This window comes from Achromobacter sp. Bel (genome assembly GCF_012928505.1).
Lineage (GTDB): Bacteria > Pseudomonadota > Gammaproteobacteria > Burkholderiales > Burkholderiaceae_B > Achromobacter.
Genome location: NZ_JABBJN010000043.1, coordinates 14,980 through 41,346, shown reverse-complemented (window position 1 = coordinate 41,346; position 26,367 = coordinate 14,980). Strand labels below are relative to the sequence as shown.

24 protein-coding genes and 1 tRNA gene are annotated in these 26,367 nt (G+C 64.8%); 9 read left to right on the top strand and 16 right to left on the bottom strand.

The genetic code is table 11. The annotated features are described in order from the left end of the window. The first annotated feature begins 1 nt into the window (after nucleotide 1). A complete protein-coding gene (locus HG262_RS22765) occupies nucleotides 2-454 on the top strand; it encodes a MarR family winged helix-turn-helix transcriptional regulator (protein WP_169273182.1) in 453 nt (150 codons plus the stop codon). A 30-nt stretch (nucleotides 455-484) separates the two neighbouring features. Here the strand turns inward: HG262_RS22765 and HG262_RS22760 are convergent, their stop codons facing one another. Further along, nucleotides 485-1,255, bottom strand: coding sequence for an IclR family transcriptional regulator (locus HG262_RS22760; protein ID WP_169273181.1), 771 nt, complete (start codon nucleotides 1,253-1,255; stop codon nucleotides 485-487). Nucleotides 1,256-1,336: 81 nt separating this feature from the next. Between HG262_RS22760 and HG262_RS22755 the strand changes: the two genes are divergently transcribed. Together HG262_RS22755 and HG262_RS22750 are read left to right on the top strand one after the other, a co-directional pair. Then, nucleotides 1,337-2,506, top strand: coding sequence for a M20 family metallopeptidase (locus tag HG262_RS22755; RefSeq protein ID WP_169273180.1), 1,170 nt, complete (start codon nucleotides 1,337-1,339; stop codon nucleotides 2,504-2,506). A gap of 50 nt (nucleotides 2,507-2,556) precedes the next feature. Beyond that, the gene (locus HG262_RS22750; protein WP_169273179.1) at nucleotides 2,557-3,573 is read left to right on the top strand and encodes a tripartite tricarboxylate transporter substrate binding protein; all 1,017 of its coding nucleotides are present in this window, start codon (nucleotides 2,557-2,559) and stop codon (nucleotides 3,571-3,573) included. 46 nt (nucleotides 3,574-3,619) lie between these two features. Here the strand turns inward: HG262_RS22750 and HG262_RS22745 are convergent, their stop codons facing one another. From HG262_RS22745 to HG262_RS22685, 13 genes are all read right to left on the bottom strand, one after another. Continuing rightward, nucleotides 3,620-4,705 (bottom strand): iron ABC transporter permease, encoded by a 1,086-nt coding sequence (locus HG262_RS22745; protein ID WP_169273178.1) that lies wholly within the window; start codon nucleotides 4,703-4,705, stop codon nucleotides 3,620-3,622. Continuing rightward, on the bottom strand, nucleotides 4,702-5,931 hold the full coding sequence (locus HG262_RS22740; RefSeq protein ID WP_169273177.1) for an ABC transporter substrate-binding protein: 1,230 nt from the start codon (nucleotides 5,929-5,931) through the stop codon (nucleotides 4,702-4,704). The genes HG262_RS22745 and HG262_RS22740 overlap by 4 nt, the downstream gene beginning before the upstream one ends. After that, entirely contained in the window at nucleotides 5,928-6,929 is a 1,002-nt protein-coding gene (locus HG262_RS22735) for an ABC transporter ATP-binding protein (RefSeq protein ID WP_169273176.1), read from the bottom strand. The genes HG262_RS22740 and HG262_RS22735 overlap by 4 nt, the downstream gene beginning before the upstream one ends. Further along, a complete protein-coding gene (locus HG262_RS22730; protein WP_169273175.1) occupies nucleotides 6,929-9,085 on the bottom strand; it encodes a TonB-dependent siderophore receptor in 2,157 nt (718 codons plus the stop codon). Before HG262_RS22730 ends, HG262_RS22735 begins: the two co-directional genes overlap by 1 nt. A 426-nt stretch (nucleotides 9,086-9,511) precedes the next feature. Next, nucleotides 9,512-10,603, bottom strand: coding sequence for a redox-regulated ATPase YchF (gene ychF, locus HG262_RS22725; protein ID WP_169273174.1), 1,092 nt, complete (start codon nucleotides 10,601-10,603; stop codon nucleotides 9,512-9,514). A 96-nt stretch (nucleotides 10,604-10,699) separates the two neighbouring features. Next, nucleotides 10,700-11,476 (bottom strand): CPBP family glutamic-type intramembrane protease, encoded by a 777-nt coding sequence (locus tag HG262_RS22720; protein WP_169273173.1) that lies wholly within the window; start codon nucleotides 11,474-11,476, stop codon nucleotides 10,700-10,702. Beyond that, nucleotides 11,476-12,072, bottom strand: a complete 597-nt coding sequence (pth, locus tag HG262_RS22715) for an aminoacyl-tRNA hydrolase (RefSeq protein WP_006227589.1) — start codon at nucleotides 12,070-12,072, stop codon at nucleotides 11,476-11,478. Before pth ends, HG262_RS22720 begins: the two co-directional genes overlap by 1 nt. 100 nt (nucleotides 12,073-12,172) lie before the next feature. After that, nucleotides 12,173-12,781, bottom strand: coding sequence for a 50S ribosomal protein L25/general stress protein Ctc (locus HG262_RS22710; RefSeq protein ID WP_169273172.1), 609 nt, complete (start codon nucleotides 12,779-12,781; stop codon nucleotides 12,173-12,175). Nucleotides 12,782-12,927: 146 nt separating this feature from the next. After that, the gene (locus tag HG262_RS22705; RefSeq protein WP_006227587.1) at nucleotides 12,928-13,878 is read right to left on the bottom strand and encodes a ribose-phosphate pyrophosphokinase; all 951 of its coding nucleotides are present in this window, start codon (nucleotides 13,876-13,878) and stop codon (nucleotides 12,928-12,930) included. Nucleotides 13,879-14,045: 167 nt separating this feature from the next. Beyond that, nucleotides 14,046-14,122 (bottom strand) — tRNA-Gln (locus HG262_RS22700). Between the two features lies 1 nt (nucleotide 14,123). Continuing rightward, a complete protein-coding gene (ispE, locus tag HG262_RS22695) occupies nucleotides 14,124-15,023 on the bottom strand; it encodes a 4-(cytidine 5'-diphospho)-2-C-methyl-D-erythritol kinase (protein WP_169273171.1) in 900 nt (299 codons plus the stop codon). A 109-nt stretch (nucleotides 15,024-15,132) separates the two neighbouring features. Continuing rightward, on the bottom strand, nucleotides 15,133-15,678 hold the full coding sequence (gene lolB / locus HG262_RS22690) for a lipoprotein insertase outer membrane protein LolB (protein ID WP_169273189.1): 546 nt from the start codon (nucleotides 15,676-15,678) through the stop codon (nucleotides 15,133-15,135). A 53-nt stretch (nucleotides 15,679-15,731) separates the two neighbouring features. Then, nucleotides 15,732-17,618 (bottom strand): tetratricopeptide repeat protein, encoded by a 1,887-nt coding sequence (locus HG262_RS22685; protein ID WP_169273170.1) that lies wholly within the window; start codon nucleotides 17,616-17,618, stop codon nucleotides 15,732-15,734. Here HG262_RS22685 and mutM point away from each other — a divergent pair. The 4 genes from mutM (at nucleotide 17,617) to HG262_RS22665 (ending at nucleotide 21,563) form a co-directional block, all read left to right on the top strand. Next, entirely contained in the window at nucleotides 17,617-18,444 is an 828-nt protein-coding gene (gene mutM / locus HG262_RS22680; protein WP_169273169.1) for a bifunctional DNA-formamidopyrimidine glycosylase/DNA-(apurinic or apyrimidinic site) lyase, read from the top strand. The genes HG262_RS22685 and mutM overlap by 2 nt on opposite strands. A gap of 137 nt (nucleotides 18,445-18,581) precedes the next feature. Continuing rightward, the gene (locus HG262_RS22675; protein ID WP_169273168.1) at nucleotides 18,582-19,535 is read left to right on the top strand and encodes an MBL fold metallo-hydrolase; all 954 of its coding nucleotides are present in this window, start codon (nucleotides 18,582-18,584) and stop codon (nucleotides 19,533-19,535) included. Nucleotides 19,536-19,666: 131 nt separating this feature from the next. Continuing rightward, nucleotides 19,667-21,346: an FAD-dependent oxidoreductase gene (locus HG262_RS22670; RefSeq protein WP_169273167.1), complete on the top strand. Its 1,680-nt coding sequence runs from the start codon at nucleotides 19,667-19,669 to the stop codon at nucleotides 21,344-21,346. A 19-nt stretch (nucleotides 21,347-21,365) separates the two neighbouring features. Beyond that, nucleotides 21,366-21,563 carry a DUF2783 domain-containing protein gene (locus tag HG262_RS22665; RefSeq protein WP_169273166.1) on the top strand — a complete coding sequence of 66 codons (198 nt, stop codon included), beginning with the start codon at nucleotides 21,366-21,368 and terminating at the stop codon, nucleotides 21,561-21,563. 19 nt (nucleotides 21,564-21,582) lie between these two features. On the opposite strand, the gene HG262_RS22660 is transcribed toward HG262_RS22665, so the two are convergent. After that, nucleotides 21,583-22,491 carry a LysR family transcriptional regulator gene (locus HG262_RS22660; protein WP_169273165.1) on the bottom strand — a complete coding sequence of 303 codons (909 nt, stop codon included), beginning with the start codon at nucleotides 22,489-22,491 and terminating at the stop codon, nucleotides 21,583-21,585. A 163-nt stretch (nucleotides 22,492-22,654) separates the two neighbouring features. Here HG262_RS22660 and hmgA point away from each other — a divergent pair, with 163 nt between their 5' ends. Together hmgA and fahA are read left to right on the top strand one after the other, a co-directional pair. Next, nucleotides 22,655-23,953 carry a homogentisate 1,2-dioxygenase gene (gene hmgA, locus HG262_RS22655; protein ID WP_169273164.1) on the top strand — a complete coding sequence of 433 codons (1,299 nt, stop codon included), beginning with the start codon at nucleotides 22,655-22,657 and terminating at the stop codon, nucleotides 23,951-23,953. A gap of 133 nt (nucleotides 23,954-24,086) precedes the next feature. Continuing rightward, on the top strand, nucleotides 24,087-25,406 hold the full coding sequence (fahA, locus tag HG262_RS22650; protein ID WP_169273163.1) for a fumarylacetoacetase: 1,320 nt from the start codon (nucleotides 24,087-24,089) through the stop codon (nucleotides 25,404-25,406). 53 nt (nucleotides 25,407-25,459) lie between these two features. On the opposite strand, the gene HG262_RS22645 is transcribed toward fahA, so the two are convergent. Further along, nucleotides 25,460-26,362, bottom strand: coding sequence for an acyltransferase (locus tag HG262_RS22645; RefSeq protein WP_169273188.1), 903 nt, complete (start codon nucleotides 26,360-26,362; stop codon nucleotides 25,460-25,462). Nucleotides 26,363-26,367: the final 5 nt, after the last annotated feature.

Here is a 26,367-nt window from a genome sequence, read left to right as displayed (position 1 = left end):
TTTGCCCAAACAACAACAAGGCCTGCAAGTCATCCAGCACATGGGGCAGACGTACCGTGTGATGCAAAGCGCGTTCAGCAGCAAAGTCGGCCACGCCCTGCCCCGCTGGCGCATCCTGCTGGCCCTGCATGAATGCGGAAAGTGCTCGCAAAAACACCTGGCCGAACGCTGCCGCCTGGATCCCGCCTCATTGACGCGCCAATTGCAGGCCATGCAGAAACTGGGATGGATTTCGCGCGCGGTCGATCCGCAAGACAACCGCCTGACCAATGCGACCCTCACGCCGGCCGGGCAGGCCGTGGTGAACGACGCCCTGCCCAAGCGCGCGGCCTTCTTCGACGAATCGCTCAAGGGGTTGTCGGCCGCCGATGTCGACACCCTGAACCGCGTGCTGAGCGTGCTGGAAGAGAACTTCCTGCGCGCGGCGGGCGGCAAGCCCGCTGCCGCGCCATAACGGCCGGCGCCGGGCGGGTCCTGCGGGTTGCTATTCCTGCGGGTTCCTGCCCTGGAACTGCGCGATGGCGGCCAGCAGGAAAGGCGCGAACTTCTCGGCATAGGCCTCGCCGCTCCAGGCCGTGGACGACCCCGCCACATGCAACGCGCCATAGGCATCCCCTTGCGCATTGGTCACTGCCGCCCCCAGGCTGACCTCCCCCACAATGAATTCGTCGACCAGCAGCGCATAGCCCTGCTCACGCGCCTTCTTGACCTCGGCCTTCACGGCGCGAGCGCTCGTCAGCGTCTTGGGCGTATGGGCGGCAAGCGCCATGCCGTCCAGTTGCGCCGCGAGCTCGGCGTCGCTTAGCCGGGACAGCACCGCGCGCCCGCCTGCCGTGCAATACAGGGGCACCCGCCGCCCCACCAGCGACGCGTGGTAGTGCTCGGTCTGCGTCTGGTGGCGCATCACGTGCACCAGCTCATTGCCGTCCCGCAACGACAGGCTGATCTTCTCGCCGGTGGCTTTCGACAGGTCCAGCATGATCGGATTCAACGCTTCCACCAGCGCATGCGTGCGCAGAAAGTGAAAGGTCAGGTTGAGCATGCCCTTGCCCAGCCGGTAGCGGCGCGTCTGCGGGTTCTGCTCCAGGTAGCCCTCGGCGCACAACGTATACGCGTAACGCTGCGCGGCACTCTTGTCCAGGCCGCTGCGCGCCATGATCTCCATCAGGCTCAGGTCGCCCGACGCGCTCTTGAAGCAGTCCAGCACCTGGAACGCCTTGCCCACCGAGCCCACGTACAACGCATTTGTCGTCATCGTTTTACCTAATAGTCGGGCCATGCCCGAGTAGCACATAATAATACTAAGTATTAAATAACAATACCTGAGGAGTAGAGCATGCATCTTGACGCTGAACCCACCCCGGCGCAATGGCTGGAAAGCCAGCAGCCGGCCATGCTGGCCATGCTGGCCGACATCGTCAATATCGACTCCAACAGCTACGACAAGCCCGGCGTGGCGCGGGTGTTCCGCCGCCTGGAATCATTCTTCGCTTCCCACGGCCTGACCGTGGACTCCCACTTCGCCGGCGATGTCGAAGCCGCGATCACGGTCACCGTGAACCGCGGCAGCGCCGTCGGCAAGCCGGTCTTGCTAATGGGGCATTGTGACACCGTCTTCCCGGCCGGCGAAGCCGCCCGGCGGCCCTTCCGCATCAAGGCCGGCCGAGCCTACGGCCCCGGCGTGGCCGACATGAAATCCGGCATCGTCATGAACGCCTTCCTGCTGGCCGCCATCGCCCGCGCAGGCGGCGACGCCCCCGAAGTCACCGGCCTGTTCACCTGTGACGAAGAGATCGGTTCGCCGCTCAGCAAAGACGTGATCGCCGCATTCGGCAAGCAGGCCGGATTCGTGTTCAACGCCGAACCCGGCCGCCCGTCGGGCAACGTCGTGACCGGCCGCAAGGGCGGCGTGTTCTTCAACATGGAAATCGAGGGCCGCGCGGCGCACTCCGGCGCGAACTTCGCCGAAGGCATCAGCGCGATTTCGGAGCTGGCGCACAAGGTCGTCGCGCTGGACGCGCTGACCGACATCGACGCCGGCGTCACCGTCAACGTGGGCCTGGTCAACGGCGGCCTGTCCGTCAACACCTCCGCGCCGTCCGCGACCGCGGCGATCGACCTGCGCATCTTCAATCTTGAGCAGCGCGAATCGCTGGTCAGCAGCATCCGCTGCATCTGCAACAAGTCCTTCATCACCGGCACCCTGTCCAAGCTGGACATTACCGGCGAATTCAAGCCCTTCGTGCCCACCGCGCATTCGCGCCGTTTGTTCGAGCTTTACCAGGCCGAACTGGGCGCGATCGGCCACAAAGCGGAAGCGGAGTTCAGCGGCGGCTGCGCGGATTCGGGCGTGACCTCCAGCCTGGGCGCCATCACGCTGTGCGGCACCGGCCCCGTCGGCGGCAAATTCCACACGCTGGACGAGTATTGCGAAGTGGACACCATCGTCCCCCGTGGACTGGCCGTCCTGAACACGATCTCGCGACTTTCCCACACCGAGTGGTAGGCGGCGCATTCGCCGCCTGACCCTCCCGGCTTTCTCACCTGGTGATCCTCATGACATCCCACGCATTGCAGACACGCCGTTCGATCCTCAAAGCCAGTGTGGCACTGGCGTTCGCGCCCGCCACCGCCTGGATGACAGCCGCCCACGCGCAGGCCTACCCGAGCGGGCCGGTCAGCATGATGGTGCCGTACCCGGCAGGCGGTCCCAGCGACCTCAGCGCGCGCATCCTGAGCGGCCCTATCGGTGACAGTCTGGGCGCACGCGTCGTGGTGGAGAACCTGGGCGGCGCCACCGGGACGATCGCGGCTACCAAGGTGTTGAATGCCAAAGCCGACGGGGGCATCTTCTTCCAGGGCACGCAGAACGAGTTGATCCTGCCGCCGCTGACCAACCGCGCGGTGCGCTATCAGCCCGACGCGTTCGAGAGCCTGCAGCCCATCACCGTCACCCACCTGGTGCTGCTGGTGCGCACCGGCCTGCCCGTGGACTCGGTGGACACGTTCCTGAAGCTGGCCGCCCAACGCGATGCGTCCACGTCGCTGACCTACGGCACGGTGGGCGTGGGGTCGCTCTACCACCTGATCACGGAATACCTGGGCAAGACCGCCAAGGTGCCCTTCACGCACGTGCCCTACACCGGTACTGCGCCGGTTATCCAGGACTTGGCCGGCGGCCAGATCGACTTCAGCATCATGCCCTTCCAGGCGTCCATGCTGGAAATGATCAAAGGCGGCCGCTTCAAAGCGATCGCCGTGTTGTCCCGGAACCCGCCCGCCGTGCTGGCGCAAGTGCCCAGCATCACGGAAACGCCCGCGCTGGCCAATTTCGAATATGCCAGTTACGCCGGCTACTACGTGAAGAAAGGCACGTCCGCCGAGGTCAAGCAAGCGCTGAACAAGGCCATCGGCCACGCGTTGGAAGACAAGACGGTGATCGCCAAGCTGGAAGCCGATGGCCGCAATGTCTCGCCTCGGATGAGCCTGGAGGAAGCGGCGGCGGCCTATGCGACGGAGATCGCGAAGTACAAGGAAATGATCCGCGTGACGGGGTATGTGCAGGCGGGGTGATTCCCAACAAAAGAGGCCGCCCCTGGGGCGGCCTCTTGGCGACGCCCTACTCAGACTGCAATGCTCGTGTGCGGTACAGCATATACAGCGCCACGGGAGCGCCGACCAGGCCGATGACGGCGTTCAGATGAAGGACATGTCGGCTCCACGGCAAATGGACGACCAGGTCGGCGGCCAAGCCCAGCGCCGCGCCGGTCAGGCCGGCCGCAGGAAGCAAAACGCGATGGTCCGCCGTATGGGTCAGCGCGCGAGCAACCTGGGCAGCAACCAAGCCTAGAAACGCCACAGGCCCGCAGAATGCCGATACCAGGCCGCAGAGCCAGGCGGCGCCCAGAAGCGCGCTGCGCTTTACCACCGCAACCCGAACGCCCATGGATTGCGCGTACCGTTCCCCAAGCAACAGGCCATTCATCGGCTTTATCAGCAAGGCACAGCCTGCCATGCCCACCAACAGCCCAGGAATCAGAATCTCCAGCTGCTGACGCGTCGCCCCGGCAAAGCTGGCGTCATCCCACACCTTGAAAGCGCGAGCCTGGGTTTCGTCGATAAAGTGCATCAATACACTGATCAGTCCCACCGCAAGATAGCCAAGCATCAGGCCGACAATCAGCAACGTCACAAGCCCGGTATGCCGTGACAACTTGGCCAGCAGCATGAGGACAAGCGTCGAGCCCGCGATGGAGGCTGCCGCCATGCCGACATCTCCGACAAGACCGAATTTCAACAAGAGCGCATTACCGGCCACCCCTGCGATCGTCACCAGGACGGCGCTACCCAATCTGGCGCCATGCACAATGCCCAGGACAAACGGATCCGCCAACGGGTTGCGGAACAAGGTTTGCAGCATGAGCCCCGCAACACCGAGCGCGGCACCGGAGACAAGCGCGTTCAAGGCGCGTGGCATTCGAAACCCAAGCACGATGTCGCGCCAAGCCGGGTTCTCCGGCGTCGCGCCTGAAAACAAGGATTGCAAGACTGCCTTAAGCGGAATCGCCACGCTACCCAGCGCCAGCTCCGCAATGAACAACAGCGCGATTGCGGTAGCAAGTGCCAGGAACACCGGCCACGAGCAAGCGCGCACGCCAGGGCCAGCCAGGGGCGTCGCGTGTGGTGCGCGGACGGCCAGGGTCATGGAAGCCTCCGCAAGAATTCATACTGGCCGTTCGCCATGCGTCTCCTTTCGGGATGCAGGACACTGATGGCTTCGGCGAGCTGCACATGGGGTTTGGTCATGCTCTGGTCCTGATAGGGGTTGGCCCATGCACCGATATAGCCGCGGTCCCACGCGTAGACCTCACCCGTGGAGGCGGGACGAAACCGGCCATGCAACGGGTTGGCACGGATCCAGGCGCTGATCTGGGACTGGCCGCCCAGCGTGCCAAGCCAGACATCGGCACGGGCGCCCTCCGCGTAGATTTTCTCAAAGGGCACATAGATCAGGCTGCTTGGCCGGGAGTCATGCAGCACATACTCACCGCCCGCATCACGGATCAGTTGTGCGCGCTGATTGGCCGAACCGAACGTCTCGAACATGTCGCGGCCAGCGCCAAAGCCGGACATGACCGCCGGGCGTGTGGACACGCCCGCCACCGATTGCGCTAATCGCTCGTACTCCGCTTCGACGCGCCCGTAGTGAGCGTCGGCGCGAGCTTCGCGATTGCCGAGCATTGCCAGCAACTTCATCCACTCCGCGCGGCCGAGCGGATGCGTCTCGTGGTGATCGGCTTGTGCAATGGCGCGTACACCAAGTTCCCATAGGCGCGGGTGCATGTTGCTGGCAGGGTACGCAGAGTAGAAGCTCAGGTAGACGTCGGGCTTGACCGCCATGATCTGCTCGATACTGCCGTGGCCGTAGCCCCACATGTCGTGCACCTGGCCGGCCTGGATACGCTGACGGACGGCCGGCACGGTGGCGTTGCGAGTATTTTCCGCCCCGACCAGGACATCCACCATGCCCAGCTCATCCAGGGCGCCCAGGATGGCGGCGGTCCCGGTCACGAGTCGCTGTATGGGGATCTGGATCACGGGCACCTGCCGGTCGTGCGCCGGCGTCGGCGTTCCGCATTGGACCAACAGGTACTCGAGCACCTCTGCCGTGGCAACGCTTGGCGTGAAGCGTACGCGCTTGTAGTGCAGACCGTACTCCACCTGCAGTTGCGTCGAATGGCGAAACGCGGTCTTCTCGGGAAAATAGTCAACGCCGGGCCGGTAATCGGCAACGCATGCAGCCTGCAGGTTCTGCGCAGGGCCATCCGGACCCACGACCTGCGCGGGCAGCGCGCTTCGCGGCGGCGCGGACACCTGCATGCAAGCCGAAAGCAATACGGTGAGCGAAACGCCCAGGAGTCGGGTTTTCATGGCGGGCTGGCCGGGGACTGCGCGCTGTGCGCCTCACGCAGCGCTACCGCCAGCTCCGCCAGCGTGTCGTAACGCGTCGTGCCGTCTTGCGGAGACGACAGCGCGTAGCCCTCGGGCAGCACATTCAATGTTTGCCGGGCGTCTTCCCCGACGTAGTAGCCCAGACGTTGCAAGGCCCGTTCCGCCCATACCCGCCGCGAGCCACTGCCGACAACGCGAATCGGAACGGCGCCGCCGCGACCCACGCGCAGTTCCCCGCGCTCCAGGTCGAAAGCCAGGCCGTCGCCGGTAAAGGCAGCCGTTAGCGCACCATTCAAGGCCAGGTCTTCCGGGGCGCCCGCGTGCAGTTGCCGTTGGTGGTCGATCAGCCAGAGCGCGTCGGCGTAGCGCAGCGCCAGCTCCAGATCGTGGGTAGAGAGAACGATCGTCAAGCGCTGTTTGCGGGCCAGGTCTTGCAGCAATTGCATGAGTTCGATGCGTCGCGGAAGATCCAGAAAAGCCGTGGCTTCGTCCAAGACCAGCAGGCTGGGCTGCTGCGCCAACGCGCGCGCGATCATGACCCTTTGCCGTTCGCCGTCCGACATGCGCGACACCAGCTTGCCCGACAGGGGCGCCGCGCCAGTCTGGTGCAGAGCGGCCTGCACAATCTTGTGGTCCGCGTCGCGCAGCCGGCCGCCCCAGCCGATGTGGGGATACCGTCCCAGGCATGCCAATTCGAAGCCCGTCATCAGCATCGTATCCACGCGGTCTGTGAGCACGACCGCCAACTTGCGCGCCCGCTCAAGACTGGATAGCCCTGCCAATGACTGCCCGTCCAGGAGGATATCGCCCGCTAGCGCGGGCTGCATGCCGCAAAGTGTGCGGATCAGCGTGGACTTGCCGGCACCGTTGGCGCCGATCAGGCACAGGAAGACTCCCGATGGCACACGTAGCTGGTAAGGCCCCAGCAACGGCCGGCCTGCGTAGCCGGCCACCAAGTCCCAGGCAACCAAAGCCATCAGATCCGGATCCCGAACGAAACCATGACCGTGCGTGGCGCACCGGCAAAGGTCGGAACGTAAGCCCCCCCCGATTCGTAATAGCGTTTATTGGTCAGGTTCTGCAAGGTCAGCTGGAGCTTGTAGCGCTCGCCCGGCCCAAAGCGATAGATCGCATTGGCGTCCCATCGGGTGTAGGCCGGCAGGTCGAATGTATTACCCGTGTTCGCCTGGCGCGCACCGACGTACGTCGCGCCCAGGCCGAGGCGCAGCCCCTGCGCCCAGCCGCTAAGATCGTAGGTGGTCCACAGACTCGCCGAGCGCCGTGGCGCGTTGGCGACCCGGTTACCCACTAGAGACGCGTCGCTGTCTTCGGTGATTTCAGCGGTCAGATGGGTATAGGAGGCAAGCAGGCGCCACTGGGGCGTGATCGTGTACGGGATGTCGAGCTCCCAGCCGCGGCTACGTTGTTCCCCGACCTGAATCACGTAATTGAAATCATCCGGGTCGCTCACCACCCCATTGGTGCGGCGGATGTCGAATAGCGCGATCGTGGGTTCCAGGCGGCCATCCAACAGGCTGAACTTGGCGCCTACCTCGAATTGTTCGCCGCGCGAAGGTTCAGGCAGGCCTCCGCTTCGTAGCATGCCGCCGCCCGGCTCGGTCAGGAAGGACTTCGACCAGCTGCCATAGATTGACACTTGCTCGACGGGCGTCCATGTCAATCCGATGCGCGGCGAATAGGCGTCGTCCGTGCGCGTCAAAGGACCGTCCGCCACGAGATACTCTGCGCGACCCTTGGTGCGCGCGCGGTCATAGCGCAACCCCATCAGGAGCCGCCACTGCGTGCCCAGCTCCAATTCATCCTGCGCGTAAATACCGAAATTGTGGCTCGTATAGCGCGACGAATCGTAGTGCTGCATCGGGCCGGTTTGCACAGCATGCACCGGATGACGCAGGCTGATGGGAAGATTGACGGGAAACCCGAAATCGTTCAGATAGGCGTCCGCCGTGAAGTCCCAGTCTTCATAGTTGTAGTCCGTGCCCACCAAGACGCGGTGCCTGATGCCTCCCGTGGTGAAGCGCCGCGACGCTTCCGCCAGTGCGGACATGTCCTTCTGTTCGTCGATGCTGCGCTGTTTACGCCGATTGACGATCGGGTCGGCAGAATCCTCGCCGCTCACTGGCGGAAAGCCGTAGGCGTACCAGAGCGCATCGGACCGCGCCCGCGAGCCCTGCAGGCCGGCGTGCAGGTCCCAACCGTTTTCCAGCTTATGGTCCAGCACCAGGCTGGCCAGCGCGCTGTTGTTTTCCAAACGGGCGTTCCGTTCGCCGTAGTTGTTGTGGATAGGCACTTGCAGGAACCGTGGACTGTTGCCGAAGCCGCGGTCGAACGCGGCTTTCTTTTTACCGAATTCGAATTCAGCGGTGACGCGGGTGCGGCTGGAGGGAGTCCACTGAAATACGGGCGAAATGAACTGCGTGTCGTTGTCCGCGAAATCTCGGAAGCCGTGGTTGCTCTGCACCGAACCGGTCAGGCGATAACCTAGTTGGTCACCCAGCGGACCCGTGCTATCGGCCGTGATGCGGTAGAAGTCATAGCGGCCCGCTGTCACCTCGATGTCGGTCTGCGCCTTGTCCAGCGGCTTCTTGGTGACGATATTGACCACGCCACCCGGTTCGAAACGACCGTAGAGCGCCGACGCCGGCCCCTTCAATACCTCGATCTGCTGAATATTCACCAACTCGTCGACCGGTGCGAAAACGCTGCGGCGAAAGCCATTCTTCAGGTTGCTTGTCGTGGCGAAGCCGCGCAGGCGAAAGCGATCGTTGCTTCCGCCCCAGCCGACTTGGCTGGTCACGCCCGGCACCGTGCTGATCGCGCCGCCCAGCGTGGTGACGCCACGGTCTTCGATCAACTCGCTCGTCACGGTCTGGATGGAGAACGGCGTCTCCTTCACCAGGGTGTCGCTCTTGTTGGCGGTGGGCGCGACAAACGCACGATAGGGTCGCTCACGCGTGCCGATCACCGTGATTGTCTCGAGGTTCTGAGCCGCTTCGTCCGTGGCTTCGGCGGCCGAACCGGCAAAAGGTGCAAAGATCAGTGGCAGGGCGGCAAGGCAGGACAGTGGCCGGCGTTCGCTCGCGACCGCCAAGCCAGGAAGATAGGGGCGCATGAACCTCTCCAATGGATGTGCCGATATGCGCGGCAATCCCCCTGGATGCCTATCCCGACACATCGAGCGGCCGATTCGCTCCCCACAGGAGGCCGACCGCCTTTTTATTAATCGAATGTTATAACATACTATTAATAAAGAACTCGCGGCTGAGCGTGATGCCCAGGCCGGGGCCTGGTTCATCGATGCGACACAAACGCCGCAGGCAATCGTCTCGGATGAGTCTGGAGGAGGCGGGGGCCTATGCCGCGTAGATCGCGAAGTACAAGGAGATGATCCGCGTGACGAGATATGCGCAGGCGAACGGATCCCATAAAAGAGGCCGCCCATGGGCGGCCTCTTGGCGACAGTATCAGCGCTGGCGAACCGAGCCGTTCAACGGCTTTTGTTCACACCCCTGACACCGGCGTGTCGTGTGTTCATCGATCAGACGTTGAACAAGAAGTTCATCACGTCGCCATCCTGCACGATGTATTCCTTGCCTTCGGCGCGCATCTTGCCCGCTTCCTTGGCGCCCTGCTCGCCCTTGTAGGTGATGAAGTCTTCGTACGCGATCGTCTGGGCGCGAATAAAGCCGCGTTCGAAGTCGGTGTGGATGACGCCGGCGGCTTGCGGCGCGGTGGCGCCGATGGCGACCGTCCAGGCGCGCACTTCCTTCACACCGGCGGTGAAGTAGGTCTGCAGGCCCAGCAGCTTGAAGGCCGCGCGGATCAGGCGGTTCAGGCCCGGCTCTTCCATGCCCATGTCGGACAGGAAGGCTTGGCGGTCGGCGTCGTCCAGGTCCACGATTTCGGATTCGATGGCGGCGCAGATGGCCACGACCGGCGCGCTGCGCGCGGCGGCGAATTCGGTCAGGCGGTCCAGCAGCGGGTTGTTCGTGAAGCCGTCATCGGCCACGTTGCCCACGTACATCGCGGGCTTGGCGGTAATGAAGCACAGTTGAGCGATGTCGGCCTTTTCTTCCGTCGTCAGGTCCAGCGCGCGGATCGGCTTGGCTTCGTTCAGCTGGGCAATGCACTTTTCCAGCACGGCCACGATGCGTTGCGATTCCTTGTCGCCGGAGCGCGCGGTCTTCTGGTGGCGCAGCAAAGCCTTTTCGGCGGTTTGCATGTCGGCCAGCGCCAGCTCGGTCTCGATGACTTCGATGTCGGCAATAGGGTCGATCTTGCCGGCCACGTGGATCACGTTCGGATCTTCGAAGCAGCGCACGACGTTGACGATGGCGTCGGTTTCGCGGATGTGCGACAGGAACTGGTTGCCCAGGCCTTCGCCCTTGCTCGCGCCGGCGACCAGGCCCGCGATGTCCACGAATTCGACGGTGGCCGACAGGATGCGTTCGGGCTTGACGATTTCAGCCAGCTTCTGCAGACGCGGATCCGGCACCTCGACCACACCGACGTTGGGTTCGATGGTGCAGAACGGGTAGTTCTCGGCGGCGATGCCGGCGCGGGTCAGAGCATTGAAGAGTGTCGATTTGCCAACGTTGGGCAGGCCGACGATGCCGCATTGCAGAGCCATGGGAATCCTGTGTAAGTACGGTATTGATCGTTAACGTTCTAGTTTACCCCGGCCAGGGGCTGGGGCACTTGCCGCAGCCCTGAGGATGCGGCCCCGCTAACTGGCGGCGGTGGGCGCCCAGCGCATGACGGCCCAGATCATCAAAATAGGGCCGGCATTGAAGGTGGCGTGCAGCAGGATGGCCGCGCCGATGCCGCGCCGCACGCGCATCCAGCCCAGCACCAGGCCGGTCAGCCACTGCGGCAGCACCAGCAGCGGCATCAGCCAGTACGGCGTCTTGCTGTAGACGAAGTTCGTGAGGTGCACGGCGGCAAAGGTCAGCGCCACCAGATGGAACACCAGGCCGAAGTGCTTGAGGTAATAGCGCCGCCAGGCCGTGTCCCAGCCCTTCAGCGGCTCGGCGCGCTGACGCGTACCCCAACATGCCAGGATCACGAATGCGGCCAGCAGCAGGCCTGTCCACAGCTTGGGGCCATACAGCACGACAGGCATCAGGGCCGGCACCAGCCACAACACCTGCCTGGGCCGGCGCAAGCCGTAGCGAAACAGCATTTCCTCGACCAGCGGCGCCCACAGCACAGCGGTCAGCCATGGCAGGTTGGTCGGGTCGATACGATGCGTCGCGCCGCCCATGCCGGCCGCCATCACGGCCACCGGCCCCAGCGCGAACAGGTTCAACGCCCACAGCAACCCGGCCCACGCCAGCAAACGCCCGGGGCCGATGCCCGGCCACCAGTCGGCAGCAAGGCTGCCGCCGGTGGCGCGTCCCCGCAGGCGGGCCACGGGTTGCGGATGGCGGATGAAGCGCCAGAAGTCCGCGACCTCGCCACGAAAGCGCATCTTGCCGGAGGGGGACTGCGGGCTGACGGACATCAGGCGACGTTGCCGCTATGCAATTGGCGGGTGGCCAGCGCGAAATCGCCGGCCAGCATCGCCGGCACGACGGCGCGGCAGCGGTCGATGACGGCCTCGATTTCTTTCTGTTCCTCGCGGCGCGGCGGGTGCAGCACGAAGTCCGCCACTTGCTGGGCCAGGTTCAACGTGCGCGGATGGCCGATGCCGATGCGCAGGCGCCAGAAATTGGGGCTGCCCAGCACGGCCTGGATGTCCTTCAGGCCGTTATGGCCGGCATGCCCGCCGCCCTGCTTGAGCTTCACCTGGCCGGGCAGCAGGTCCAGTTCGTCATGCAGCACCAGCACCTGCTCGGGCTCCAGCTTGTAGAAGCGGGCCAGCGCGCCGACCGCCTGGCCGGATTTGTTCATATAGGTGATGGGTTTGAGCAGCAGGACGTTGTCCGCGCCCAGGCGCGACTTGGCCACCATGCCGAAAAAAGATTTCTCCAGCGCAAAAGAAGTGCGCAGGTCGTCCGCCAGGTGGTCGGCCAGCCAGAAGCCGGCGTTGTGCCGGGTGGTTTCGTAGTCGGGACCGGGATTACCCAATCCCACGATGAGGCGTATGGGAATAGACATGATGGAGGGTGTTTAAACCAAAAAACCCTGCGCATGCAAATGCACACGCAGGGTTTCGGGCATAAGCCGCAAGGAAAGCCCGAAGGCCTTCCCGCGAAACTTAGGCGGCCGGAGCGGCGGCTTCGGCGTCGTCGGCGGCAGCGCCGCCCTTGACGATGGCGGCAGCCAGCAGCGGGTTGTCTTCACCGCCGTGGGGGACGTACGTCACGCCCATGGGCAGCTTGATGTCGGCCAGGTGGATCGAAGCGCCAGCCAGGATGTTGGTCAGGTCGACTTCGATGAACTGGGGCAGAGCCTTCGGCAGGCAGGTGATTTCCAGTTCGGTCGTCACGTGGCTGATGATGGCGCCCGACAGCTTCACGGCCGGCGAGATTTCAGCGTTCACGAAGTGCAGCGGCACCTTGGTACGCAGGGCTTGGTTGGCGTCGACGCGCTGGAAGTCCACGTGCAGGACTTGCGGCTTGTAGGCGTGCCATTGAACCGAACGCAGCAGAACTTGCTCATCCTTGGCGCCTTCGAGCTGCATTTGCAGGATCGATGCGTGGAATTCTTCCTTACGCAGGGCGTGGTAGATCTCGTTGTGGTCGAGTTCGATATTCAGGGGGGCAGCCGTACCACCATAGACAATGGCGGGAACGCGGCCCGCGCGGCGCAGGCGGCGGCTCGCACTCGAACCCTGGACGCTACGCGCAGTGGCGATAAATTTCATGGAAAACTCCAAAAACAAAATAAGGTGAAGAGGCTTCACCAGTTAACGGCACGGCGCGCAACATGCGCGCCGTGTTGATTGCGCCTTGCCGCGACCAGCAAGGTGCAAAAACGAAGGTGGGCGGTTGCCGGACCGACGCCTGGGCGTCAGTCGACAAACAGCGAGCTGACCGATTCCGCGTTCGAGATACGCAGGATGGTCTCGCCCAGCAGCGCGGCGCACGACAGCTGGCGGATCTTGCCGCTGGCCTGGCCTTGCTCGGAGAGCGGGATGGTGTCGGTGACGACCAGTTCGTCCAGTTCCGACGCTTCGATGCGGTCGATGGCGCCGCCCGACAGCACGGGGTGCGTGCAATAGGCGTAAACGGCGCCGGCGCCGCGGTCTTTCAGGGCCTGGGCCGCCTTGCACAGCGTGCCGGCGGTGTCGACCATGTCGTCCATGATGATGCAGGTGCGGCCGTCGACTTCACCGATGATGTTCATCACTTCCGACACGTTGGCGCGCGGACGGCGCTTGTCGATGATGGCCAGGTCGGCTTCCAGTTGCTTGGCCAGGGCGCGCGCGCGAACCACGCCGCCGATGTCCGGGGACACCACGACCAGGTTCGAGAAATTGCGGCGCCAGATGTCGCCCAGCAAGATCGGACCGGCGTAGATGTTGTCCACGGGGATATCGAAGAAACCCTGGATCTGGTCGGCGTGCAGGTCCATCGTCAGGACGCGGTCGACGCCAGCCACTTGCAGCATGTTGGCCACGACCTTGGCCGAGATCGCGACGCGCGCCGAACGCGGACGGCGGTCTTGGCGGGCATAGCCGAAATAGGGAATCGCGGCGGTGATGCGGCCAGCGGAAGCGCGGCGCAAGGCATCGACCATAACCATGATTTCCATCAGGTTGTCATTGGTAGGGGCACAGGTGGGCTGCAGGACGAAGACGTCCTTGCCGCGCACGTTCTCGTTGATTTCGACCATCACCTCGCCGTCCGAGAAGCGACCGACGGTCATCTTGCCCAGGGACATATCGAGGTGGTTGACTACGTCCACGGCCAGCCGAGTGTTGGCCGTGCCCGTGAAGATCATGAAGCTATCGTTTGCCATGATGGATGATGCGATGGTCGTTTTAAGACACTAACGAGGTGATGCGGGGGTAATACGGCGCAATAACAGCGCAATACGAAACACCAGCGGACCCGGAAAATAAAAAAGCTGCTGAACCCGGGCCAGTGTCTTACAGGCGTGTTCAACAGCTTTTTTATGTATTCGGTTGGCTGGGGAGGAAGGATTCGAACCTTCGCATGCCGGAATCAAAATCCGGTGCCTTAACCAGCTTGGCGACTCCCCAACTATCTTGCAATCCAATTCCGCAGTGGATGTTCAGTTAAACCAGTACAAGCCTGAACTAACCGAAACCCTGGATGCGTTGCGTTGTTTGTTTCAACAGCGCCGCGCATTATAGCGGATATTTCTGCTTTTGCCAAAACGGCTTCGGACAGTTCGGAAAACTCGGCGAATAAACATGCGCCTGATCCCGACATGCGAACAGGTATGCCCTGTTCACTAAGCCACCGCGTTGCCCTGAGAACCTCAGGATAAAGGCGGTGAACCACCGGCTCCAAATCATTTTTCCCGAAGGAAAAAGTTGGCGAAGCAAGAAAGTCCGCTATTGTGATGTAAGAAGAATCCCTTGTCAAATCGGGTGCGGAAAATATCCCAGCAGTCGGCACACTGGTGTCCGGTTGCGCCACCAGATACGCGCGCTCGGGCAGGGCCACGGCGGTCAGGTCTTCGCCCACGCCTTCGGCAAATGCCGATTGCCCGAAAACAAACACGGGCACATCCGCGCCTAGCGGCAAGGCCAGCGCCATGAGCTCGCGGCGCGTCAGCCCCGTGCCCCACAACTTGTTCAATGCGATCAGCACGGTCGCGGCGTCGCTGGAACCACCGCCCAGGCCACCGCCCTGCGGAATGCGCTTTTCCAGTGCGATCTGCGCGCCCTGGCGCGTGCCCGTGGCGCGCTGCAGCGCATGGGCCGCACGCAAGGTCAGGTCATCGGCTTTGGAGACGCCGGGCAGCTCCGAGGCCCGGCTGATGACGCCGTCGGCGCGCACCTCGAAATGCAGCGTGTCGCACAGATCGATGAAACGGAAGACCGTCTGCAGCAGGTGGTAGCCGTCGGCGCGGCGGCCCACCACATGCAGGAACAGGTTCAGTTTGGCGGGAGCGGGAACGTCGTACAAAGTCACAGAAGACAACCGGTGCGGGACATGCCCATATTCTAGCCACGCGACGGGAAGGCGGTACTTGGGAAAGCGACGCGGGAAAGGCGGCGGGGCGCGGACGGCCCCGTCGGAATCAAGGCTGGTTGACGACCAGCCGCACCATGACGCGGCGGCCTGGCTCCTGGCGTTCCAGGACCAGCAACTGCGGCCCCAGCGTGTCGTAGCGCGACAGCCTTGCACGCCAGCCGCCTTGCTCGAAGGAGGCTGGACGACCCAGCTCATCGCGCACGACGTCGGAGGCCTCGGGTTGCGCCGGCAGCTTGCCGCGCAGCCAATCGCGCAAGCCCGACACCGGCACGCTGCTGCCCAGGGCATCTTCGGCCAGGGCGTCGGGATTGTCGGCAACCAGGCGGGTGCCGTCGGCCTTGGTCAGGCTGGCGGCGCCGGGCTGGCCTTCCACGCGGGCTTCGGTGGATCCCAGCGGATTGGTCAGGTCCAGCACGTAGCGCCGGCCATCGTCCGACCACGAGAAGCCGCCTTGCACGGCATTCTGCTTGCCGCTTTCTTCGTTCACGGTGATGGCGAAGCGGCCGATGCGCGAGAACGCATCGGGGCTGGCGCCTTCGATCGGCTTGGGCGTGGTGGTGCAGGCGGCCAGCATGAACGCCAGCATGGCCATCAGCGCCCAGCGCAGCCATTCCGACACGTCAGCCAAGCGTTGCACTGCTGCCGTCACAGCCCCACTCCCAGACGCTTGACGACGTCCTGGACGGTCTTGTTCTTGGGATCCTTCATCAGCGCGGCACGCAGCAGTTCGGTGGCCTGATCGCGCTTGCCCTGAGACCACAGGACTTCAGCCAGGTGGGCGGCAATGTCGGCTTCCGGGCGCACGCTATAGGCGCGGCGCAGGTATTGCGCGGCGGACTCGGATTCGCCCATGCGGTACTTGACCCAGCCCATGCTATCCAGGATGAAGGGGTCGTTCGGCGACAGTTCCAGTGCTTGCGTGATCAGGTCCAGCGCTTCGGGCAGGCGCTGGTTGTGGTCCGCCAGCGTATAGCCCAGCGCGTTGTAGGCGTGGGCGTGGTCCGGATCCAGAGCGATGACCTGGCGCAGCATGCGCTCCAGGTCGGCCAGGCGATTCTGGCGTTCGTACAGCATCGCCAGTTCGTACTTGATCTCGACGGTGTCCGGCAGCGCCTGGTCGGCGGCTTCCAGCGTGGTCACGGCTTGCTGGACGCGGTCGGCGTCGCGCAGGATCTGCGCCTTGGTCAGCACGCCCAGCGTGCGCTCTTCGTCGTCTTGCGGGCCGGCGGCGTCGATCATGGCCAGGGCCTCGTCCACCCGGCCGCTCTTGGCGCGCAGGGCGGCCTGGCGCATGGCGACCGAATAGCGCAACGTGGGGTCGTCGATGCGGCCGAGTTCGCGGATGGCTTCGTCGTATTGACCCTGGTCTTCGGCGATGCGCGACAGCAGGACGTGGGCGTCCGCCGCGGCGGCGCCGGCATCCGTGGCACCGGGCACGGTGGCCCGCTGGCGCTGCTGCTGCACGTCCAGGTACTGCTGAAGCAGCGTCTTGGCTTGCGGCAAGTGGCCCGCCTTGTAGGCCAGCTGGGCTTGCATGAACAGCAGGTCGAAGTCTTCCGGGGAACGGCGCGACATGGCTTGCAGTTCAGACAGCGCACCGTTGTAGTCGCCGCTGTCGGCCAGTTGCCCGGCCAGCATCAGGCGGACCTTGCGGGCGCCCGGATTGCGGTTGATATAGGCGCGCGCCTCGGTCATGGCGCGTTGCGGATCCACCTTCGAACCGTATTCCAGCACGCGCTGGGCGGCGGCTTCGGACTTGGGATCGGCGGCCAGCGCGGCGCGGGACTCCTGGGCGGCGCGCTCGTAGTCGCCCGAGGCCGAGGCCACGTCGGCCAGCGCCAGATGGGCGGCCGGCAGCTTGCGCACGCTGTCGCTCAGGGATTCGTCAAGGATGCGCAGGGCCAGGCGGCGATCGTTCAGGCGGCTTAACACTGCCAGCGCCTGGCCGATGGCGGCCGGTTTGTCGCGGGAAGCGTCGATTCGGTTGCGCAGCGCCTGGGCCAGGCCCTTGGTCTGCCCGTTGGCGGCGGCCAGCGCCAGCTCGGTGGAGCTGGCTTCGACATCGTTGGGCGACAGGCGCGCCCAGACCCGGGCTGCCTCCAGCGCGCCGGGCAGATTACCCCCGGCCAACTGGAATTCCAGGGCGCGGCGGGCCAGACGGGGGTCGCCCGTGTCCCGGGCCAGGCCGATCATGGTGGTTGCCGCCGTGCCATACATGCCGCGCTGGGCGGCGATCTCCGACGCGAGGACGCGATAGAAGATGTCGGCGGTGAGCGATACGTAGGGCAATTGGCCCGGACGCAGGCGGATCACCTCGGTTTCGGGCTGATGGTTCTGGGGCGCCATGCGGGGCCCGGTCGCATCACGCGTCCGGCTGTCGGCCGCCTGGGCCGGCAGCGCAAAACCTGTTGCCAGCGCAAGCGCAAGCGTGGCGATCCCGATATTCATTTGTTTGAAAGACGACTTCACGCGGCCCGTCCGGTTGATGGCACAATCTTCGTACACGCAATTGATGATCTTACACTGGCTCATGCCGGAACTGCCTGAAGTCGAAACCACGCGTCGGGGAATTGACGCCGTCATCACTGGCCGGACGCTCAAGCGCCTGGTCGTCCACGAAGCCCGCATGCGCTGGCCCATTCCGCCCGACCTGCCCTCGCTGATCGGCGGCCGCGCGGTCCTGGAATGCGCCCGCCGCGGCAAATATCTATTGCTGCGCTTTGAACATGGCACCCAGATCGTGCATCTGGGCATGTCCGGGTCGCTGCGCAGCGTCGCGCCGGGTGAATTCCTGCGCAAGCATGACCACGTCGAATGGATCTTCGACGAGGCCGTGCTGCGCCTGCATGACCCCCGCCGCTTTGGCGCGGTGCTGTGGCACTCCGGCGCCGACGGCCCCATCGAGACCCACCCGCTGCTGGCCAAGCTGGGCATCGAGCCCTTCGACCCGCGCTTTGACGGCGCCTGGCTGCACCGGCACTTCAAAAACCACGGCGCCGCCGTCAAACAGGTGCTGCTGGCCGGCCTGGCCGTCGTCGGGGTGGGCAATATCTACGCATCGGAATGCCTGTTCCGGGCGCGCATCAACCCAAAGACGCCGGCCAACAAGCTGTCGCCCGCCCGCTGCGACCGGCTGGCGGACATGGTCCGCGCCACGTTGGCCGACGCCCTGACATCCGGGGGCAGCACCCTGCGGGATTACGTGGGCGCCACCGGCGAACCCGGGGCCTACTTTGAGATCCATGCCGCGGTCTATGAACGAGAGGGCCTGCCGTGCCGGGTCTGCGCCACGCCAATCCGGCGTTTCGTCCAGGGCCAGCGCGCCACGTACTACTGCCCGAAATGCCAACGAAACTAGCCCCGCGCCCCTGAAAAGCCCCGGGAAATCCCTGCAAAAACAAGGCCATTTGTTTATAGCGAACGTATTGCACAAACACTAACGCCAAGCTATATTCCTTTCACACACCTATTCCTAGAACAGTGGAAGGAGCCTCCATGAGCAAGCAATTCGCCTCGCACGCCGACCTGGACGACAAGGTCGTCTCGTTCGAAAAACTGTCCGACAACGCCTATGCCTACACGGCGGAAGGCGACCCCAACACGGGCGTGATCATCGGCGACGAGGCCGTCATGGTGATCGACACCCAGGCCACCCCGGCCATGGCCCAGGACGTGATCCGCCGCATCCGCGAAGTCACGGACAAGCCGATCAAGTACATCCTGCTGTCGCACTACCATGCCGTGCGTGTGTTCGGCGCCTCTGCCTACAACGCCCAAGAGATCCTGGCCAGCCGCGACACCTACGACCTGATCGCCGAACGCGGCGAACAGGACAAGGCCAGCGAGATCGGCCGCTTCCCCCGCCTGTTCCGCAACGCCGAATCGATTCCGCCGGGCCTGGTCTGGCCGACGATGACGTTCAAGGGCGAAATGACCGTCAACCTGGGCAACCTGGAAGTCAAGCTGCTGCAAGTGGGCCGCGGTCACACCAAGGGCGACACCATCGCCTGGCTGCCCGAACAGAAGATCCTGTTCGCCGGCGACCTGGTCGAATACCAGTCCACCCCGTACTGCGGCGACGCCTACTTCCGCGACTGGCCCAGCACGCTGGACGCGCTGTCGGGCTTCGAAGCCGAAAAGATGGTTCCGGGCCGCGGCCCGGCGTTGAAGAACGCCACCGAGGTCCGCCAAGGCCTGGCCGGCACCCGCGCGTTCCTGACCGACCTGTACGGCGCCGTGAACCGCGGCGTGGCCGAAGGCCGCGACCTGAAGACGATCTACCGCGAGGTCTACGACTTCATGAAGCCGCGCTACAGCGACTGGGTGATCTTCGACCACTGCATGCCGTTCGACGTGTCGCGCGCCTATGACGAAGCCACCGGCCACACCCATCCCCGCATCTGGACCGACAAGCGCGATCTGGAAATGTGGGCGCAGCTGGAAGGCTGAGGCCGACGGGCCGAGTCCGGCGCAGACCGGAAGCGGCCCAGACCGAACGTTGCAAGAACCGGAACCGCGCGCCGCCGGACGGCACGCGGCTTCGCGACATAAAAACAAAATGACCCACACAGGAGACAACCGTGGGAGACATCGACTTTCAGGCGATGGAGTTCGCCTATGAAAAGCACGCCGACCAGAGCGCCGGCGCACCGCCGCGGCACCAGGTCGTGGTCGTGGGCGCCGGCCCGGTCGGCCTGACCACCGCGCTGGACCTTGCCCGCCAGGGCGTGCGTGTCGTGGTCCTGGACGACGACTACCGCCTGTCCACCGGCTCACGCGCCATCTGCTTTTCCAAGCGCACGCTGGAAATCTGGGACCGCCTGGGCGTGGGCCAGCGCATGATCGACAAGGGCGTGTCGTGGAACGTCGGCAAGGTGTTCTTCCGCGAACAGGAAGTCTGGCGCTTCGACCTGCTGCCCGAACCCGGCCACCGCCGCCCCGCGTTCATCAACCTTCAGCAGTACTACGCCGAAGGCTACCTGTATGAACAGGCGCGCCAGGAACCCAACATCGACCTGCGCTGGAAGAACAAGGTCGCCGGCGTGGCGCAAGCCAGCGACGGCGTCGACCTGACGATCGAAACCCCCGAAGGCCCGTACACCCTGCATGCCGATTGGCTGGTGGCCTGCGACGGCGCGCGGTCGCCGGTGCGCAAGCTGATCGGCCAGGAAAGCCATGGCCGCATTTTCCGCGACCGCTTCCTGATCGCCGACGTGAAGATGAAGGCCGACTTCCCGACCGAGCGCTGGTTCTGGTTCGACCCGCCCTTCCATCCCAACCAGTCCGTGCTGCTGCACCGCCAGCCCGACAATGTCTGGCGCATCGACTTCCAGCTGGGCTGGAACGCCGACCCCGTCGAAGCCGTCAAACCCGAGAACGTGCTGCCGCGCATCCGCGCCCTGCTCGGCCCCGACGCGCAGTTCGACCTGGAATGGGTCAGCGTCTATACCTTCGCATGCGAACGCATGGACAAGTTCCGCCATGGCCGCGTCGTGTTCGCCGGAGACTCCGCGCACCGCGTCTCGCCGTTCGGCGCGCGCGGCGCCAACAGCGGCGTGCAGGACGCCGAAAACCTGGCCTGGAAGCTGAAGCTGGTGCTGGCCGGCCTGGCGCCCGACACGCTGATCGACAGCTACAGCGCCGAGCGCGAGTATGCCGCCGACGAGAACATCCTGAACTCGTCGCGCGCCACCGACTTCATCACGCCCAAAAGCGATATCAGCAAGAGCTTCCGCAATGCGGTGCTGAACCTGGCCAAGACGCATCCGTTCGCCCGCTCGCTCGTCAACAGCGGGCGGCTCTCGCTGCCGGCCACGTACGGCGGTTCGCCGCTGAATACGCCGGACGCCGACACCTTCACGGGACGCATGGTGCCCGGGGCGGTCGCGCTGGATGCGCCCGTGGCGTGCCGTGGCGAGCAAGACTGGTGGCTGGCGCAGTTGGACGGCGGTTTTGTGTTGGCACTGTTCTGTGGCGACACGCTGCCTGGCGCCGACACGCTCCAGGCCTTGCAGGCCCTCCGCATGGCGCCCGTGCCCGTCAAGGCCGTCCTGGTCGCCAGCGCCGGGTGCGACGGTTCAGTTCTGCCCGCCGGCTTGCCGGTGGTGGCCGACACCGAAGGCTGCCTGGCCAAACGCTACGACGCGCAGCCCGGCACGGCCTACCTGATCCGGCCGGACCAGCACATCGCCGCGCGCTGGCGCGCATTCGACGCCGATGCCGTCGCCCGCGCCGTCCGCCGCGCCACGGGCCACGCCTGAATCCAGAGGTCAACCCATCATGCTGATTACCGAAACCAACCTGAGCTCGCCGGACGATTTCTACGAAGCGCTGATCGAAACGCACCGCGACCTGACGAACGAGCAAAGCCAGGAACTGAACGCGGCGCTGATCCTGCTGCTGGCCAACCACCTGGGCGACGTGGCCCTGCTGCGCGAAGCCCTGCAACAGGCCCGCGCGTCGGTCATGCAAGCGTAGGAAGGGCGAGCGCGGGCATTTACAACCCCACTGCGAACGTATTCACGATCAAGGCGCGCAACCATTGGTTGCCGCCATCGCGATCCACCCTGCGCTGCCAGTACATGTTCGTCTGCAGCGCGGGCACTTTCACCGGTGGCGTCATGAAGCGCAGACCGAACGGTGGCGCGGCGCTGGCGGCCAGCTTTTCGGGCACGGTCGCCAGCAAGTCCGTCGCGCTGACGATGTAGGGCACGGCCGAAAAGTGCGGCACGCTGAAATGTTCGGCCAACTCCACGCCCGCCCGCTCCATGGACTGGTTGACCTGCCCGTAGGGCGCGGCCCGCGACACGATCAGATGCCGCTCGGCGCGGAACGCCTTGATACCCATGCCCGCATGCGCGGTGGGATGCGCCTGGCGGAACAAGGTCGCGTAGCCCTGCCGGAACAGCATGCGCTGCAGCGTGCCCGCCCCCATTTCGTCGAACGCGCCAATGGCCAGGTCCACCCGGCCCGACTCCATTTCCCGCGGCAGGTCCGGGCCCTGCACGCGCACCGAATCGATGCGCACGTGCGGCGCCACCTGCACGCAAACCTCCATCAGCCGCGGCATGAAGTGGATTTCGCCCACGTCCGTCATGGCGACCCGGAAGCGGCGGTTGCTGGTGGTCGCGTCGAACACGTCTTGGTCCTTCAAGGCCTGGCCCAGCATCGTCAGCGCTTCGCTGACGGGACCGGCCAGCCGCTGCGCCCGCGGCGTGGGCAGCATGCCTTGCGCGGTACGCACGAAGAGTTCATCCCCAAAGGCCTCGCGCAAACGGCGCAGGGCATTGCTGACCGCGGGCTGCGTCAGATCCATCCGCCGCGCCACGGCCGACAGGTTGCGGTCTTCCAGCAGGTGCTGGAACAGGATCAACAGGTTCAGGTCGACGTCGCGCAATTCGGCCATGCGGCCCCCTACTATTCACAAAATTTATAGTCTCTATTTTTGCATTCCCGTAGCCGTAATGGGCGTTTTTCCCGACAATATCGCATCGGCCCCGGGTTTTCCCAGACCGCCCCCCCATACCGACCGCGCGGCCAAGCACCGCGCCGCCACCCAGGAGGATTCCATGGAACTGAAATACCAAACCGGCTTCGGCAACGACTGCGCGACCGAGGCGCTGCCCGGCGCGCTGCCGGTGGGCCGCAATTCGCCGCAGCAATGCCCGTACGGCCTGTACGCCGAGCAGCTGTCCGGCACCGCCTTCACCGCCCCGCGCAGCGAAAATCGCCGGTCCTGGCTGTACCGCATCCGCCCGGGCGCACAACACAAGCCGTTCGAGCCCTTTGCCGGCGCGGCAGGCTGGGAAAGCACCTTCGGCCATGGCCCGGTCACGCCCAACCAGCTGCGCTGGAGCCCGATGCCCATTCCTGACGCCCCCACCGACTTCCTGGAAGGCGTGAAGACCTGGGGCGGCAATGGCGGCCCCGACGAACAGGGCGGCGTGGCCATCCACATGTATGCGGCCAACCAATCGATGCAGGGCCGCTATTTCTACAACGCCGACGGCGAACTGCTGCTGGTGCCGCAGCAAGGCCGGCTGCGCCTGGCCACCGAGCTGGGCCTGATCGACCTGGAACCCCTGGAAATCGCCGTGATCCCGCGCGGCGTGCGTTTCCGAGTCGAACTGCTGGATGGCGCCGCGCGCGGCTACATGCTGGAGAACTTCGGCGCCGCCCTGCGCTTGCCCGAACTGGGCCCGATCGGCTCGAACTGCCTGGCCAATGCGCGCGACTTCCAGACGCCGGTGGCCTGGTACGAAGACGTGGAAGGCGATTTCGAACTGATCGCCAAGTTCACGGGCGGGTTCTGGCGAGCCTCGATCGACCATTCTCCCCTGGACGTCGTGGCCTGGCATGGCACGCATGCCCCGTACAAGTACGACCTGCGCCACTTCAACACCATCGGCTCGATCAGCTTCGACCATCCGGACCCGTCGATCTTCACGGTGCTGACGGCGCCGTCCGACACCCCGGGCACGGCCAACATGGACTTCGCGATCTTCCCGCCCCGCATCCTGGCAATGGAAGACACGTTCCGCCCGCCCTGGTTCCACCGCAACATCGCCAGCGAATTCATGGGCCTGATCCAAGGCGTGTACGACGCCAAGGCCGATGGCTTCGCCCCGGGCGGCGCCAGCCTGCACAATTGCATGAGCGGCCACGGCCCCGACGCCGAGACCTTCGAAAAGGCCTCGCACGCCGATACGCACGCCGCGCATTACATCCGCGACACGATGGCCTTCATGTTCGAAACGCGCCGCGTCATCCGCCCGACCGCGCAGGCCCTGGCGTCGGTAGAATTGCAAGGCGACTATTACCGGTGCTGGCAGGGCATCGTGAAGCACTTCGACCCCAAGAAGGCGTGACGGCAGCCCCCCGCTGATCCACGCCCACGGCGATGCGTGCAAACGCATCGCCGTTTGGCTTTTGAGTTTTCCGGCGCCGCTGCCCCGTCAGACCTGCCGGCCACCCATTCCACATTAAAGAGACACGCGAGCCATGACCACCACGATCAACGAAACCCACGATCCGTCCTTGAAGAGCTGGATCGCCAGCGCCAACACCGGCACGTCGGATTTCCCGGTGCAGAACCTGCCGTATGGCGCATTCCGCCGCAAGGGCACGCAGGCGTCGTTCCGCCCCGGCGTGGCGATCGGCGACCAGATCCTGGACCTGGCCGCATTGGCCGGCAAGCAGCCATTTGAAGGCCTGGCCGCCGAAGCGCTGGCCGCGTGCGCCGGCGACAGCCTGAACGCGCTGATGGCACTGGGCCAGCCGCACTGGAGCGCCCTGCGCCTGGCGCTGTCGCGCGCGCTGCGCGAAGGCGCCGCACTGCGCAGCACGGTCGAGCCGCTGCTGGTGGCGCAGGCCGACGCCGAATACACCACGCCGGCCCGCATCGGCGACTACACGGACTTCTATATCTCGGTGCATCACGCGACCGCGGTGGGCAAGCAGTTCCGTCCCGACAACCCTTTGCTGCCGAACTACAAGTGGGTGCCGATCGGCTACCACGGCCGTGCCTCCAGCATCGGCGTGGACCAGAAGTTCCCGCGCCCCATCGGCCAGACGCGCCCGGCCAATGAAGGCGAGACGCCGCAATTCGGGCCTTGCGCGCGCCTGGACTATGAACTGGAGCTGGGCATTTTCGTGGGCACCGGCAACGAGCAAGGCGAGCGCATCGGCCTGGCCGACGCAGACGCGCACGTGTTCGGCCTGTGCATTCTGAACGACTGGTCGGCGCGCGATATCCAGGCCTGGGAATACCAGCCGCTGGGCCCTTTCCTGTCGAAGAATTTCGCGTCGACGATTTCGCCGTGGATCGTCACCATGGAAGCGCTGGAGCCGTTCCGCACGCAGTGGAACCGCGGCCCGTCCGAGCCGCAACCGATGCCATACCTGGCCTCTGACGCGAACCGCGCGAAAGGCGCGTACGACGTGCAGCTGGAAGTGTTGATGACGACGCAGCAATCGCGCGAAGCCAAGCAGCCCGCCGTGACGCTGTCGCGCAGCAATTTCCGCGATGCCTACTGGAACGTGGCCCAACTGATCGCGCACCACACCGTCAACGGCTGCAATCTGCAACCGGGCGACATGCTGGGCACGGGCACGCTGTCGGGCCCCCAGCCGTCGGAAGCCGGTTCGTTGCTGGAGTTGAGCAATGGCGGCAAGACGGCAATCGACCTGCCGTGGGGCGAGAAGCGGACGTTCCTGCAGGATGGGGATCAGGTGATCATGCGCGCCGCGTGCGTGAAGGAAGGGTACCCGCGGATCGGATTTGGAGAAAGCTCGGGCACCGTGCTGCCGGCCCGCGTTTGATTGCTTGAGAAGGACGCGCGTCCCGCAACCCGGCGCGCACGGCATGCTGGCGGTCAGTCCGCGCCGCGCGCGGTCAACGCTTCGATCTCGTCGTCCTTGGCCTGCCACTGCTCTCCCAGCCAATGGTGGAACGTGGCGCGGAAGGCTTTGTCGCGGGTGTAATCCGCAACGCAGAAGGCCGGCGGCACCGGCAACTGCCGCATCCGTACCAGCACAGGGCCCATGCGGCCGCAAGCCATGTCCCAGAAGCTGGGCGCGCCTTCCGGATAGGCGATGGTGACGTCAACCATTGATCGGAAGCGCGCCCCCATCGCGTTCAGCGCAACCGCCAGCCCGCCCGCTCTGGGCTTGAGAAGATGGCGGTACGGCGAGGCCTGCGCGGCACGCTTGGCCTGGGTGAAGCGCGTGCCTTCGGCAAAGACCATCACGCTTGTGGGCACCAGCGAGAATTTCTCGCAGGCGCGGCGCGCGGCTTCCTGGTCCTGACGGCCCAGGGCGGGATTACGGCGCAACGCCGCCTTGCCGTGACGCTTCATGAAAGGAAAGTCCAGCGCCCACCACGCCAGACCAATCACCGGCACATAAATCAACTGCTGCTTGAGGAAGAATTTCAGCAGTGGAATCCGCCGGTTCAACGCGCGCTGCAGCACGAAGATGTCCACCCACGACTGGTGATTGCAGTTGACCAGATACCAGTCCGCATAACGCAACCCCGTATGACCCTGCACGTCCCATGGCTCCGCCTGGATACGCGCGAACCAGCCGGCGTTCCCGGAAACCCACGCCGTCGCAATGCCGTTGAGAACGGGATCGACGCGCCGCCTGACCGCAGCGAAGGGCAGCACAAGCTTCAACAGCGCAATCGGAAGCAGCAGCAGGCACCAAAACACCGTGCTGACAACCAACAGCGTGACGCTGAATACGCCAGTCAGCCACGCAAGGCGGCCGCGCAACACAGGAA

Excerpts from the sequence above, each read along its gene's own strand:
- HG262_RS22665 (WP_169273166.1), top strand. The coding sequence starts at position 21,366 with ATGCTGATTACCGAAACCAACCTGAGCTCGCCGGACGATTTCTACGAA.
- HG262_RS22720 (WP_169273173.1), bottom strand. The coding sequence starts at position 11,476 with ATGTCCGTCAGCCCGCAGTCCCCCTCCGGCAAGATGCGCTTTCGTGGC.
- HG262_RS22735 (WP_169273176.1), bottom strand. The coding sequence starts at position 6,929 with ATGGCTTTGGTTGCCTGGGACTTGGTGGCCGGCTACGCAGGCCGGCCG.
- mutM (WP_169273169.1), top strand. The coding sequence starts at position 17,617 with ATGCCGGAACTGCCTGAAGTCGAAACCACGCGTCGGGGAATTGACGCC.
- pth (WP_006227589.1), bottom strand. The coding sequence starts at position 12,072 with ATGTCTATTCCCATACGCCTCATCGTGGGATTGGGTAATCCCGGTCCC.
- HG262_RS22740 (WP_169273177.1), bottom strand. The coding sequence starts at position 5,931 with ATGAAAACCCGACTCCTGGGCGTTTCGCTCACCGTATTGCTTTCGGCT.
- hmgA (WP_169273164.1), top strand. The coding sequence starts at position 22,655 with ATGGAACTGAAATACCAAACCGGCTTCGGCAACGACTGCGCGACCGAG.
- HG262_RS22705 (WP_006227587.1), bottom strand. The coding sequence starts at position 13,878 with ATGGCAAACGATAGCTTCATGATCTTCACGGGCACGGCCAACACTCGG.
- ychF (WP_169273174.1), bottom strand. The coding sequence starts at position 10,603 with ATGGCTCTGCAATGCGGCATCGTCGGCCTGCCCAACGTTGGCAAATCG.
- HG262_RS22730 (WP_169273175.1), bottom strand. The coding sequence starts at position 9,085 with ATGCGCCCCTATCTTCCTGGCTTGGCGGTCGCGAGCGAACGCCGGCCA.
- HG262_RS22675 (WP_169273168.1), top strand. The coding sequence starts at position 18,582 with ATGAGCAAGCAATTCGCCTCGCACGCCGACCTGGACGACAAGGTCGTC.
- fahA (WP_169273163.1), top strand. The coding sequence starts at position 24,087 with ATGACCACCACGATCAACGAAACCCACGATCCGTCCTTGAAGAGCTGG.
- HG262_RS22760 (WP_169273181.1), bottom strand. The coding sequence starts at position 1,255 with ATGACGACAAATGCGTTGTACGTGGGCTCGGTGGGCAAGGCGTTCCAG.
- HG262_RS22750 (WP_169273179.1), top strand. The coding sequence starts at position 2,557 with ATGACATCCCACGCATTGCAGACACGCCGTTCGATCCTCAAAGCCAGT.
- lolB (WP_169273189.1), bottom strand. The coding sequence starts at position 15,678 with ATGGCCATGCTGGCGTTCATGCTGGCCGCCTGCACCACCACGCCCAAG.
- HG262_RS22755 (WP_169273180.1), top strand. The coding sequence starts at position 1,337 with ATGCATCTTGACGCTGAACCCACCCCGGCGCAATGGCTGGAAAGCCAG.
- HG262_RS22745 (WP_169273178.1), bottom strand. The coding sequence starts at position 4,705 with ATGACCCTGGCCGTCCGCGCACCACACGCGACGCCCCTGGCTGGCCCT.
- HG262_RS22685 (WP_169273170.1), bottom strand. The coding sequence starts at position 17,618 with ATGAGCCAGTGTAAGATCATCAATTGCGTGTACGAAGATTGTGCCATC.
- HG262_RS22660 (WP_169273165.1), bottom strand. The coding sequence starts at position 22,491 with ATGGCCGAATTGCGCGACGTCGACCTGAACCTGTTGATCCTGTTCCAG.
- HG262_RS22710 (WP_169273172.1), bottom strand. The coding sequence starts at position 12,781 with ATGAAATTTATCGCCACTGCGCGTAGCGTCCAGGGTTCGAGTGCGAGC.